This is a genomic window from Terrabacter sp. P5_B1 (assembly GCF_056400505.1).
Genome location: NZ_JBFULD010000117.1, coordinates 1 through 11349 on the forward strand (window position 1 = coordinate 1; position 11349 = coordinate 11349).

At 70.4% G+C, this 11349-nt stretch carries 12 protein-coding genes; 7 read left to right on the plus strand and 5 right to left on the minus strand.

Going from position 1 to position 11349, the window contains the following annotated elements; all coding sequences use genetic code 11:
- From AC1DP0_RS10405 to AC1DP0_RS10415, 3 genes are all read right to left on the minus strand, one after another.
- On the minus strand, positions 1 to 321 hold a 321-nt coding region (locus tag AC1DP0_RS10405; RefSeq protein WP_478084337.1), incomplete at its 3' end, for a cytidylyltransferase domain-containing protein.
- A 19-nt stretch (positions 322 to 340) separates the two neighbouring features.
- A complete protein-coding gene (locus AC1DP0_RS10410; protein ID WP_478084339.1) occupies positions 341 to 2602 on the minus strand; it encodes a hypothetical protein in 2262 nt (753 codons plus the stop codon).
- A gap of 7 nt (positions 2603 to 2609) precedes the next feature.
- Positions 2610 to 3662: a PseG/SpsG family protein gene (locus AC1DP0_RS10415; protein WP_478084341.1), complete on the minus strand. Its 1053-nt coding sequence runs from the start codon at positions 3660 to 3662 to the stop codon at positions 2610 to 2612.
- 164 nt (positions 3663 to 3826) lie between these two features.
- Between AC1DP0_RS10415 and pseB the strand changes: the two genes are divergently transcribed.
- The 3 genes from pseB to AC1DP0_RS10430 are packed head-to-tail and all read left to right on the plus strand — an operon-like array spanning position 3827 to position 7107.
- A complete protein-coding gene (pseB, locus tag AC1DP0_RS10420) occupies positions 3827 to 4816 on the plus strand; it encodes a UDP-N-acetylglucosamine 4,6-dehydratase (inverting) (RefSeq protein WP_478084343.1) in 990 nt (329 codons plus the stop codon).
- Position 4817: 1 nt separating this feature from the next.
- Positions 4818 to 5945 carry a DegT/DnrJ/EryC1/StrS family aminotransferase gene (locus AC1DP0_RS10425; RefSeq protein ID WP_478084347.1) on the plus strand — a complete coding sequence of 376 codons (1128 nt, stop codon included), beginning with the start codon at positions 4818 to 4820 and terminating at the stop codon, positions 5943 to 5945.
- Between the two features lie 4 nt (positions 5946 to 5949).
- On the plus strand, positions 5950 to 7107 hold the full coding sequence (locus AC1DP0_RS10430) for a hypothetical protein (protein ID WP_478084349.1): 1158 nt from the start codon (positions 5950 to 5952) through the stop codon (positions 7105 to 7107).
- Positions 7108 to 7193: 86 nt separating this feature from the next.
- On the opposite strand, the gene pseI is transcribed toward AC1DP0_RS10430, so the two are convergent.
- Entirely contained in the window at positions 7194 to 8270 is a 1077-nt protein-coding gene (gene pseI / locus AC1DP0_RS10435; protein WP_478084350.1) for a pseudaminic acid synthase, read from the minus strand.
- A gap of 7 nt (positions 8271 to 8277) precedes the next feature.
- Positions 8278 to 8769: a GNAT family N-acetyltransferase gene (locus AC1DP0_RS10440; RefSeq protein WP_478084351.1), complete on the minus strand. Its 492-nt coding sequence runs from the start codon at positions 8767 to 8769 to the stop codon at positions 8278 to 8280.
- A gap of 107 nt (positions 8770 to 8876) precedes the next feature.
- Between AC1DP0_RS10440 and AC1DP0_RS10445 the strand changes: the two genes are divergently transcribed.
- The 4 genes from AC1DP0_RS10445 to AC1DP0_RS10460 all read left to right on the plus strand — a co-directional run.
- On the plus strand, positions 8877 to 9128 hold the full coding sequence (locus AC1DP0_RS10445) for a phosphopantetheine-binding protein (RefSeq protein ID WP_478084352.1): 252 nt from the start codon (positions 8877 to 8879) through the stop codon (positions 9126 to 9128).
- Entirely contained in the window at positions 9125 to 10342 is a 1218-nt protein-coding gene (locus AC1DP0_RS10450) for an AMP-binding protein (protein WP_478084354.1), read from the plus strand. The genes AC1DP0_RS10445 and AC1DP0_RS10450 overlap by 4 nt, the downstream gene beginning before the upstream one ends.
- Positions 10335 to 11084: an SDR family NAD(P)-dependent oxidoreductase gene (locus tag AC1DP0_RS10455; RefSeq protein ID WP_478084355.1), complete on the plus strand. Its 750-nt coding sequence runs from the start codon at positions 10335 to 10337 to the stop codon at positions 11082 to 11084. The genes AC1DP0_RS10450 and AC1DP0_RS10455 overlap by 8 nt, the downstream gene beginning before the upstream one ends.
- Positions 11084 to 11349 (plus strand): hypothetical protein (locus AC1DP0_RS10460; RefSeq protein ID WP_478084356.1); only part of this gene is annotated, 266 nt, incomplete at its 3' end. The genes AC1DP0_RS10455 and AC1DP0_RS10460, both read left to right, overlap by 1 nt.

Here is an 11349-nt window from a genome sequence, read left to right on the forward strand (position 1 = left end):
GTCGGCGTCCGCGAGCGGGTTGTCACCGGTGAGCCGCACCACCCGGTCGGTCTCGTCCAGGTCGGCGGTCGCCTGGACGAATCGTCCGAGCACGTCGTCGAGCGAGCCACGCACGACCTGGATCCCGACGGAGTGCAGGTGGCTGGCGATGCGTTCGTCGTACTGCTCGGCGCTCGTCGCGACGACGACCTCGTGTCCCGTGCGACCCGCCCGGCGTGCGACCAGCTCGATGAGCGGCATACCGGCGATCGTGAGCATGGCCTTGCCGGGGAGACGGGAGGAGTTGAGGCGGGACTGGATGACGACGCGGGTGCGGGGCACTGGTTCTCCTGGCTCGTTGCTACTGGACGCAGGGGTCCGTGGTGACGGTCATGACGTTGATCCGCAGCCCGACAGCCGCCTGCGGTAGCCGACCGTTGCGACGGTCCAGGTCACTGCGCAGGACGATGGTGGCGAGTCGGGGGGAGCCGGGCGGCACGGCGACGCTGACGAGCGCGGTGGAAGTCGGTCGGCCGTGAGGGGGCATGGCAGGGGACAGCTCCACCTCCGTGCCGGGCCTGCCCGCCAGGCCGACGAGGACTCGGCGGCCGACCCTGGCGGCGGCGTCCGGACAGGAGGCGGTTGCGCGTTTCTCCCACCAGACCTCGCTCTCGGCGTCGACGGCGATCTCGATCTCGACCTGGCGTACCAGGCCKGCAGAGCCTGCCTCGCACCCGGTGTCGAGCACGAGGACCGCCTCCGGCGAGCTCACGCGCCCGACGATGGCGCCGCCGCGGACGAACCCCTCCACCATCCTCAGGGCGGGGTCCAGGCCCGACGACACCCGCGGGCCCGTTGCGCGCGGCTCCAGGTCGTCGTGCGCAGTGCCGAGACCCAGCGTCTCGGCGATCTGGGCCTGGTGGTCCGGCAGTGCGTGAGAACTCGTCATGCCCGCGGAGTCGAGCCCGAGGTCCATTCTCGTGAGCACCGGGTCACGGCGCTCCCACAGACGTCGCACCGCCACGTAGGCGGGGTCTGCGTCGTCCTCGACGTGGTTCATGGCCGTCGTGACCAGCTGGTGCAGCGTCGTGCCCTGGCCGTTCTCCCAGTGCGGCACGAGCGGCGTGGTCACGTCGGCCCCGCTGCGGTAGAACCACAGCCAGAGCCGGGCTCGGCGGACCTGCTCGGCGGTGATGAGAGGGACGCCGGCGACGAGGTCGCGCACTGACGCCTGGAGCGCCTCGACGTACTCTTCCGCGGTGTCGGTGCGCCGGCAGAACCCGAGGTGGCTCCATTCGGACCAGCCTGCCTGCAGAGCCGGGATGCCGTATGCCGGGAACTCCGAACTGACGCTTCCCCGGACGGTCACGGCCAGGTCGGTGACGCTCCACAGCGCGTTCCGGCTGAGCGCCAGACTCGGCCGGAAGACCAGGTGCGGCCGGTCCGTACAGGTCGTGGCGATCCGCTCGAAGTGTTCGGTCCGGTCGTAGTTGACCTGGCTGGGGTGATCGAGGAACAGCCAGGACACGGAGTCGTCGCGACTGGCGAGCTCGACGGTCTGCTCGAACCAGGTCGCCAGGTCGGCGAAAGCCTCGTGGTTGCCTTGGACGGCGTCCGAGACGGCGTGGTTGAACACCGTGACGACCGGTCGGTCGGGATCCAGTCCGAGCCGCTCGAGGGTGTAACCGCGCAGGGCCTCCCGCTCGTCCGTGCTGCGCAGGTCGAGACGGGAGATCTCCCCGCCGCCGCGCCACCACGACGGCCGGCCGAGGTTGGCCTTGGAGCGCCAGGCCGTCCGCTCGGCGCTGGGGCGGAGTGCGTCCCGATGGGTCCACACCTGGTCCTCGAACTGCTGCGCGATCTGGGGCGTCAGGGCACGTCGGAACCCGCGGTCCGCTCCCTCGGCGTCGGGGAAGAGGGCGTAAGCCTTGAGCCCGCCCGTGGCCTGTGCGTGGATGACCGGCACCCCGTTTGCCGCCGCGGCGTCGACGGCGAGGCCCCACTGGCCGTAGTCGACATGACTCGTCACGAAGGCGAGCACGGGGTGCCGGCCGAAGAGCGTGCGGTAGAGGCGGTCCTCGGCATCGGCCCCACGCGTGATGCCAGGTACGTCGTCCTGGGGCGTCGCGTCGCGCAGCCGCGGGACGCGCAGGATGCGCACCGCCGTCGAGCCCGCGGTCACCCGCAGGCGATCCCGATGGTGATCGTCCGCCGGCGGTGCGACGACGTGGTCACGCCCGAGCAGCTCGACGACCGACGAGCCGGTGGCGATGCGCTCGGCCAGCCCGGCCACGTCGATGACGTCATCGGCGCCGTAGGCGCGTGCCAGCTGCACGAGCCGCTCGCGGTCGTACCCGTCCCAGACGCGTTCGTGCCAGTGACGGTCGGGCCCGACCAGGGCGACGAGCCGCGAGGGCTGGAGACGGCGCAGGCTGTTGGCCAGCGTCAGGGCGCGCAGGGCGAGACGGAGGTCCTGCATCAGCACGTCGACCACGACGACAGGCGCGTCGTCGGGTGGTGCCGGAAGGGTGGTCCGCCAGTGGATGGACGCTGCTGCGCACATCGCATCGAACGTCGGTCCGTACGTGGGCAGGTCGGTGGTGGCGGGTCGTGCGCGAGTCATGCAGGCCTCATCCTCGAGGGTGGTGGTGGTCGGGCTGGTGGTGCTCGAGGGCATCGGCGACCCGCTGGCGCCCGCGTCCGTCGACCAGGCGCTGACCGCGCTCTGCCAGTGCCCGGCGTGCGGCCGGATCGCCGACCAGACGTCGGAGCGCGTCGACACCGGCGTCGCGGGCCTGGGGGTCGTCGCGGAGGGGGGCGAGCTGACCGACGGGCACGGCGACGCCCTGGGCCGACACGGCGTCGTAGCCCACCGCCTGGTTGTCGGTGACACAGATCAAGGCCGCGGCGACCCCCAGGCAGAGGAACTCCCAGACCGACGAGCCGGCCGCCGTGACGGCCAGGTCGCAGGTGACGGCGAGCGCGGCGAGGTCCTCGACGGGCGCAACGACCTCGATCGTCTGTCCCGCGCCCGTCTCGAGCGCACGCAACTGCTCGGCGATCTCGTGGCGCGGCGCGACGGCGACGACGTGCACCGGCAGCCCCGTCGCGAGGAGGAGGGGCACGACGACCGGCCCCGCGGCATACGGGTCGGTGCCACCGAAGACCGTGAGCACCCGAGGTGGCGAGCTCGCGGGGTCGAGGGACCGCGGGGAGCGCCGGTGACGCAGGACCTGGTCGCGAAAGAGGACGAAGTCGAGGCCGGCGAGGACGGTGCCCGACCGTGCCGGGTCGGCGACCGCGCCGAGGTTCTGGTCGAGGACGATGTCGGCTTCCTGCTCGGCCCCGAACGGCCCGTCGGAGATGGCGAGAACGACGACACCGGTGGCGCGCAGCGACGTGCCGCACTGCGGATCGAGGTGGTAGCCGTCGAGCACCATGGCATCGAGCCCCAGACGCGCCGCCAGAGCCGTCAGGCCGTCGGCATCACCCGGAGCCTGAATGTGGTCGAGTCCGCGCTCGCGGACCTGTTCCTCGACCCAGGCCACGTCGCCCACGTCACCGACCAGGGTGACCTCGGCGCCTCGCGCGAGGAGCTCGTCGGCGAGGGCCAGGCAGCGGATCACGTGACCCACGCCGAGCTCGGCCCCGCCGTCGCAGCGGAGGCCGACATGAAGACGCATGCGCACAGTGTGCCGTAGCTCCGGGCGCTCCCGCGGGCGGCGCCACGGGAGAAGGGGACACACGGATACTGTTAATCTCTCGGGTGGCGCGCTGCGCGTTGCCGACAGGCTACCGCGACATCGGCGGCCTGTTGTTGGTTCCGAAACGACCAGGAGGTCAAAGGGTGAGCATTCTCGAAGGGTCGTCGATCCTCGTCACAGGTGGGACCGGGTCCTTCGGCAAGGCGTTCATCCGCGAGGTGCTCGACAACCACAACCCCAAGCGGGTCATCATCTACAGCCGTGACGAGCTGAAGCAGTGGGAGGTCCGGCAGCTCTTCAACGACGACCCGCGCCTGCGCTGGTTCATCGGTGACGTCCGCGACCTCGACCGCCTCCGCCGGGCCATGCACGGCACCGACTACGTCGTGCACGCTGCCGCTCTGAAGCAGGTCGACACCGGCGAGTACAACCCGCACGAGTTCGTCAAGACGAACGTCCTCGGCAGCCAGAACGTCATCGAGGCCTGCATCGACGCGGGCGTCAAGAGGGTCGTCGCCCTGTCGACCGACAAGGCGAGCTCGCCGATCAACCTCTACGGCGCCACCAAGCTCACCGCCGACAAGCTCTTCATCCTCGGCAACCACTACGCCGCGCAGTACCCGTCCCGTTTCGCCGTGGTGCGCTACGGCAACGTCACGGGCTCGCGCGGCTCGATCATCCCCAAGTTCCGTGCCCTCCACGAGGCGGGGGAGTCGCTGCCGATCACCGACCTGCGCTGCACGCGCTTCCTCATCACGCTGCCCGAGGCCGTCCAGATGGTCCTCGACACCTTCGAGCTCATGCAGGGTGGTGAGCTCGTCGTGCCGCACATCCCGTCGCACCTCGTCACCGACCTCGCGCAGGCCATCGCCCCCGGCGCCAAGATGCACGACATCGGCCTGCGCCCCGGCGAGAAGCTCCACGAGGAGATGATCAGCCCCGAGGAGGGTCGCCGCGCCATCATGATCATGGACGGCAAGTACTACGTGCTCGAGCCCGAGCTCGCGACGTGGGGCTACGTGCCGCGCACCGACGGCAAGCCCGTCCCCGAGGGCTTCCACTGCGCTTCCGACAAGAACGACATCTGGATCGGGGCCGATGACATCCGCCAGATGCTCGAGGCGGGTATCTGAGGTGATCCCCTACGGACGCCAGTCGGTCAACGAGGACGACATCGAGGCGGTGGCCGGGGTCCTGCGCGGTGACTGGCTCACCACGGGCCCGACCGTCACGGCCTTCGAGCACGAGCTCGAGGCCCGCACCGGTGCCACCCGCTGTGTCAGCGCGACGAGCGGCACGGCCGCCCTGCACATCGCGTATGCCGCGGCCGGCGTCGGTCGCGGCGACGAGGTCGTGACGACGCCGATGACGTTCGTGGCCACCGCGTCGTGCGCCCTCGCCCTCGGCGCCACGATCCGCTTCGTCGACGTCGAGGAGGACACCGCCAACATCGACCCGGTCGCCCTCGACGACGCGGTGACCGACGAGACCAAGGTCATCGCCGGTGTCGACTACGCGGGACACCCCATCGAGATCGACGCGATCTCCGAAACGGCCCGTCGGGTCGGCGCGCTCGTCCTCGAGGACGCCGCCCACTCGATCGGCTCCACGTACAAGGGGCGACCGGTCGGGTCCCTCGCCGACCTCACGACCTTCTCCTTCTTCCCGACGAAGAACATGACCACCGCCGAGGGCGGCGCCGTCGCCACGCTCGACGCCGAGCTGGGTCGGCGGGCGCACGAGTTCCACTTCATCGGCCTGGTGCGCGACCGCGATCGGATGCGTTACCCCGACGAGGGCCCCTGGCACCAGGAGGTCCACGAGTACGGCCTCAACTACCGACTCCCCGACGTGCTCGCGGCCCTCGGCCTGAGCCAGCTGAAGCGCCTCGAGACGTTCAAGGCCCGCCGCAGCGCGATCTTCGCGCGATACCAGGAGGGACTCGCGGGCGTCGACGGCATCCGTCTGCCCACCCAGCGCGAGCACGTCGATCCGATCTGGCACCTCTACCCGTTGCGCGTCCTGGGCGGCCGTCGTCGTGAGGTGTTCGACGCGATGCGGGCCGACGGTGTCGGCGTGCAGGTGAACTACCTCCCGGTCTACTGGCACCCGCTCTTCGAGGACCTCGGTTTCAAGCGGGGGATGTGCTCCAATGCCGAGCAGTTCTACGCCGAGGAGCTCTCGCTCCCCATGCACGCCGAGCTGACCGACGCCCAGGTCGACAAGGTCATCGACGCCGTCCGCGCCGCCGTCGGGGGCTGAGCGCATGCATCACGCCAACCATTTCTACGGGCATGCCCACATCATGGCCCGCTACGTCGGTCTCGAGCACCCGCCGCGCATCTGGGGATACCTCCAGCATGGCTGGAACATGCACGACGGTTTCGCGGTCGGCACGGTCTTCACACCGCAGTACCCCAAGTTCGTCTGGTCCGAGGCCTGCGCCCGGCGCGGCTGGGCCGCCGGGCTGCGCAACTACATGGTCGTCGGCGCTCCCTGGCTCTACCTGCTCGAGCTCGAGCGGCAGCGGGAGTGGCTCGACACGGCCGAGCCGCGCACCGGCACGATCGTCTACCCCTTCCACGGTTGGGAGGGGCAGCAGGTCCTCGGCAGCCACACGGCATACGTCGAAGAGGTGAAGGCAGCCGAGGGCGACGTGCCCATCACCGTCTGCCTCCACTGGAACGAGTACGACAACCCGAAGGTGCGTCGCGAGTACGAGGACGCCGGCGTGCGCGTCGTCACCCACGGACAGCGCGGCTACCTCTGGCAGGACACCGACGTCGCCTTCCTCTACCGCCAGCTGCACGAGATGCGCCAGCACAAGCGCGTCGTCAGCAACCGGATGAGCAGCGCGATCCTGTATGCCGCGTCGGCTGGCGTCGAGGTCGGCGTCTACGGCGACCCGATGGCCCTCGAGTCCGACCACGCCGTGCTCGGTGGTGTGGGCAAGCCGCGACGGATCTGGCCCGAGATGCACCAGTTCTCCGTTCCGATGGACTACGCGGCGGAGGTCGCCGACCGCGAGCTCGGAGCCGACGAGATGCTCCTGCCGGAGGAGGTCATCGACGCGTTCGGGTGGGCCCCGGAGATCGCCCTGCCGGGTCCGCCGCCTCCTGCGCCGCCCCTGGAGGACGAGCCGTCGCCCTTCGCCCGACGTCGCCGTCGCCAGCACCGCGCCGAGAGCCACCGAGCCCCCGGAGACGTCGACCCCTTGGACGAGCTGACCTCGATGCACTCCTCCGTCGACGACACGGACGAGGTCGCCGACGACCATGGGCCTGCCGCGAGGCCGAGGGCCACGAGCGAGTCCGATCCTCGGGCCGACGAGCCTGAGGCTGCAGAGACCACGGGCACCGCGGCGCCCGTGTCCGATGCGGCCGAGGACCCGGCCGAGGAGCCGGCCGTGCAGCCGCGAGCCTGACGGCCGCGTCACGTCCGGGTGCCGGTCACCCGACGCCGAAGGGCCCCGACCGCGTGCGGTCGGGGCCCCTTCTCATCACCTCGGGATCAGACGAGGTCCCACGACATCGGCGTTCCGCGCTCGACGTCCCGGGTGAAGCGCTTTGACTCGACGAGCGAGAACGCGTCCGGCGGCAGGCCGTTGGCGGGGCGGATCGAGCGCACGTTGGCCGCCGTCACAAGGTCGCCGGCCTTGACGTCCTCGACGACGAAGAGCGAGCGACGGAAGCGCAGACCCTCGCGCTCGGCCTCTCGGGCGCCGATCCGCGGCTCGCCGAGGGCCTGCCACGCGACCTTGGTCTCGCGGACGAGGGCGGCGAGCTCGTCGGGCTCGAGGGAGAAGGCCGAGTCGACCCCGCCCTCCTCGCGGGACATCGTGACGTGCTTCTCGACGAGCACCGAGCCGAACGCGACGGAGGCGACGGCAGCGCCGATGCCCATGGTGTGGTCGGACAGCCCGACGGGCACGCCGAAGGCCTCGCGCATGACCGGGATGCCGCGCAGGTTCGACGAGGCGGGGTCGGCGGGGTAGCTCACGGTGCAGGAGAGCAGCATCACCTGGCGGTTGCCGGTCGAGTGCGCGGCCTCGACGGCTGCGGCGATCTCGCCCACGGACGCCATGCCCGTGGAGATGATCAGCGGCTTGCCGGTCTGGGCGGCCAGGCGGATGAGGGGAAGGTCGACGATCTCGGACGACGCGATCTTGTAGGCGGGGACCTCGAGGCCCTCGAGGAACTCGACCGCCGTCGGGTCGAAGGGGCTGGAGAAGGCGAGGATCCCGAGCTCACGGGCCAGGTCGAAGATGGGCTTGTGCCACTCCCAAGGGGTGTGGGCCTCTTCGTACAGCTCGTAGAGGCGGCGAGAGCCCCACAGCTCGTGGCCCTCGGAGAGGCGGAACTCGGGCTTGTCGACATCGATGGTGATCGTGTCGGCCGTGTACGTCTGGAGCTTGATCGCGTGGGCGCCGGCCTTGGCGGCCATGCGGACGATCTCGAGGGCCTTGTCCAGGCTGCCGTCGTGGTTGCCCGACATCTCGGCGATGATGAACGGCGGCGCGTCGGGGCCGACGGGGATGCCGCCGATCGACAGGGACGTCGTTGCTGGTGTTTCGACAGGGGTGCTCATTTGTCGTTCAGTCCTTCGTGGCTCGAACCCGCAGCACGGGCGTCGGGGTGCCGTCGATGTCTTGGGTGTAACGCTCGATCTCCTCGAAACCATTTCGCCGGTTGAACCGGCGAACGGCCTCGTTCGCCTCGAGGACCTCGCCCTCGAGAACCGTCAGGCCGAGCTCGTCGAATGCGAGGCGCTTGGCCTGACGTTGGATCTCGATCCAGGCCGGCAGCAGCTCACCCCGCTCCTTGAGACCGTCGTTGTCGAGGTAGTAGCCCCACCACGCACTGCCGGCCTCACGGTCGATGTCGAAGTAGGTCACGACTCCGGACGGCACGTCGTGCCGCTCGAAGATGTAGATCTCGCGGGCGTCGCTCTCCTGGGTGGCCGCCCAGTACGCCGCGTGCTCCACTTCGCTGATCTCGTGCTGGGTCAGGGAGACTGCACGGACCTCGGGATGGTTGCGCCACCGGAGCACGTCTGGGCTGTCGGCATCGGTTGCGGGGCGGAGCATCTGGCCCTCCTCATGAGGACGCCGCGGGCTCCATGGGGCCGCGGCAGTCGGTGGGGGATTCGTTGTTAGACTACCGGACGCCCCAATCCCCAGCCCAAGGCGGAAACATGAGCGCACTGAGCCGTGACGCGATCCGGACGATGATGGCCGAGGTCCTTCAGGCCCAGGGCAAGCCGATGCCCGAGGACGATGCTGCAAACCTCGAGACGATCGGCTTCCGTTCGCTCGACTTCTCCGAGCTGGCGCTCCGCGTCGAGGACGAGATCGGCGAGGAGCTGAACTTCGATGCGCCGGAGCTGCGCCAGATCGCCACGATCTCGGACGTGCTCGACTTCCTCGAGCAGCTCCAGGCCGCGTGAGCGCGGGAGCTGGCGGTCTCGCCGGCGCCGCGAACCGGATCATCACCCGCGGCTTCGACGGCCGCTGGGACGAGCTCGAGAGCATGCCGCTGCCGGACGCGGCGGCCGTCCTCGTGCGCGACAACCACGACGCCGCTCGCGCCGTGTGGGCGGCAGCGACCGGTCACGGGGAGGTTCTCGTCGCCTCGCGCACGCGCGTCACCCCGGACCTCGCCGACGACCTGCGCAGCGCCGGGCTGACCGTCGTGGACGGCGCCGACATCGCCCCGCCGACGGCCCGGCGCAACGCGACCTCCGGTCGCGTCTGGCTGCTGACGAGCGGGAGCACCGGACGTCCGAAGCAGGTCGCCCACACACTCGCGTCGCTCACGACCGTGGCCGGTGACCAGCCGCGTCGCACCTGGTTGTGCCCGTACGCGCACGGTGCCTACGCGTGGTGGCAGGTCGTGACGCTGAGCATCGCCCACCCCGGCCAGGACGTCCTGTTCATCGAGCCCGACGAGCTGGACACGTGGCCGTCGCGTGCCCTCGAGGTCGGCGTGACCGCGGCTTCCGGCACTCCCACGTTCTGGCGCCAGGCGCTCTACCGCGACCCCGAGAGCGTCGCAGCCCTGCCTCTCGAGCAGGTGACCCTCGGGGGCGAGCCGGTGGACCAGGCGATCCTGACCCGCCTGACCGAGATGTTCCCGTCGGCCCGAGTGTCGTGGATCTACGCCTCGAGCGAGGCGGGCGCGACGATCGCCGTCCACGACGGACGAGCGGGATTCCCGCAGGAGTGGCTCGGGCGCGAGATGGACGGTCGGGCCACCCTGACCATCGACGACGGCGAGCTGCTCATCGCCTCGCCGAAGCGTGGCGAGGGGATCGACCGGGTGCTGCGCACCGGCGACCGCGTCGAGGTGGTCGACGGTCGTGTCCTCATCACCGGCCGCATCGCCTCCGACGAGATCAACGTCGGGGGAGCCAAGGCCTCCGCCTCGGCGGTGCGCGACGTCCTGCAGGCGCACCCCGCGGTGGCCTGGGCCTCCGTCCGCGGCCGCAAGGCCCCGATCGTCGGCAGCATCGTGACCGCCGATGTCGTGCTCTCGGGGGAGGCCAGCGACGCCCAGCTGACCGCGTGGTGCGCCGCGCGCCTCCCCGACTACTCCGTGCCCCGGCGGGTGCGGTTCCTGGACCACATCCCGATCAAGGAGACCCTGAAGAGCGATGTCTGACAAGACCGAACCCATCGCCCCCGCAACCGTGGTCGTCGTCTCAGGCGGCTCTCGCGGACTCGGCCTGGCCATCGTCGAGGACATCCTCGCGCAGGGAGCCAAGGTGGCTGCCTTTGCGCGCACGGTCACCCCTGAGCTGGAGGCCGTGGCTGCCGCCAACCCCGACCGTGTCGTCGCGGCGTCGCTCGACGTCACCGACGTCAAGGCCATCAACGCCTTCCTCAAGGAAGCCGAGAGGCGCCTCGGCCCGATCGACGCCCTCGTCAACAATGCCGCGATGGGCCAGGACAGCCTGCACGTGCACACCTCGCCAGAGCAGATCGCGAAGATCATCGAGACGAACCTGACGGCGCCCCTGCTGCTGGCTCGGGCCGTCCTGCGCCGGATCATGGCCAAGGGCAACCGTGGCCGCATCGTCATGGTGACGTCCGTCTGCGCCCAGCGCGGCTACTCCGGACTGGTTGCCTACTCGGCCACCAAGGGGGGCCTCGACAGCGCCATGCGCACGCTGGCCCGCGAGATGCACGGACGTGCGCTGGTCAACAGCGTCGCGCCAGGCTTCTTCGCCTCCGAGATGAGCTCGGTGYTCGGCCAGACCCAGCTCGACACGATCACCCGGCGCACGCCGTCGGGCCGTCTCGTCGAGCCCGACAACATCGTGCCGGTGATCAACACGCTGCTCTTCCACGACACCAACATCAACGGACAGGTCATCACGGTCGACGGAGGCAACAGCATCTGATGGGCACCCGCGCGGACTGGCTCTCTCGGGCCGTCCGCGAGCACCTGCTCGTCATCGAGGCACGCGTCGACCATCGCTGCCAGGGAGGCGCGCACTCCTACCTCGCGGACGGCAGGGTGGTCTGCTGGGTCGTCCCTCCGGGCCGCCGTCCGGGTCCGGCGGGGGACGTGTGCGTCGACGACGCGCCAGTGGCCCACGCCGTCGACGCCGAACTGGGTCGTCAACCGGTTCCCACGTGGGTGGCGTCCCGGTGGCGGCCCCATGG

Excerpts from the sequence above, each read along its gene's own strand:
- AC1DP0_RS10415 (WP_478084341.1), bottom strand. The coding sequence starts at position 3,662 with ATGCGTCTTCATGTCGGCCTCCGCTGCGACGGCGGGGCCGAGCTCGGC.
- AC1DP0_RS10430 (WP_478084349.1), top strand. The coding sequence starts at position 5,950 with ATGCATCACGCCAACCATTTCTACGGGCATGCCCACATCATGGCCCGC.
- pseI (WP_478084350.1), bottom strand. The coding sequence starts at position 8,270 with ATGAGCACCCCTGTCGAAACACCAGCAACGACGTCCCTGTCGATCGGC.
- AC1DP0_RS10440 (WP_478084351.1), bottom strand. The coding sequence starts at position 8,769 with ATGCTCCGCCCCGCAACCGATGCCGACAGCCCAGACGTGCTCCGGTGG.
- AC1DP0_RS10445 (WP_478084352.1), top strand. The coding sequence starts at position 8,877 with ATGAGCGCACTGAGCCGTGACGCGATCCGGACGATGATGGCCGAGGTC.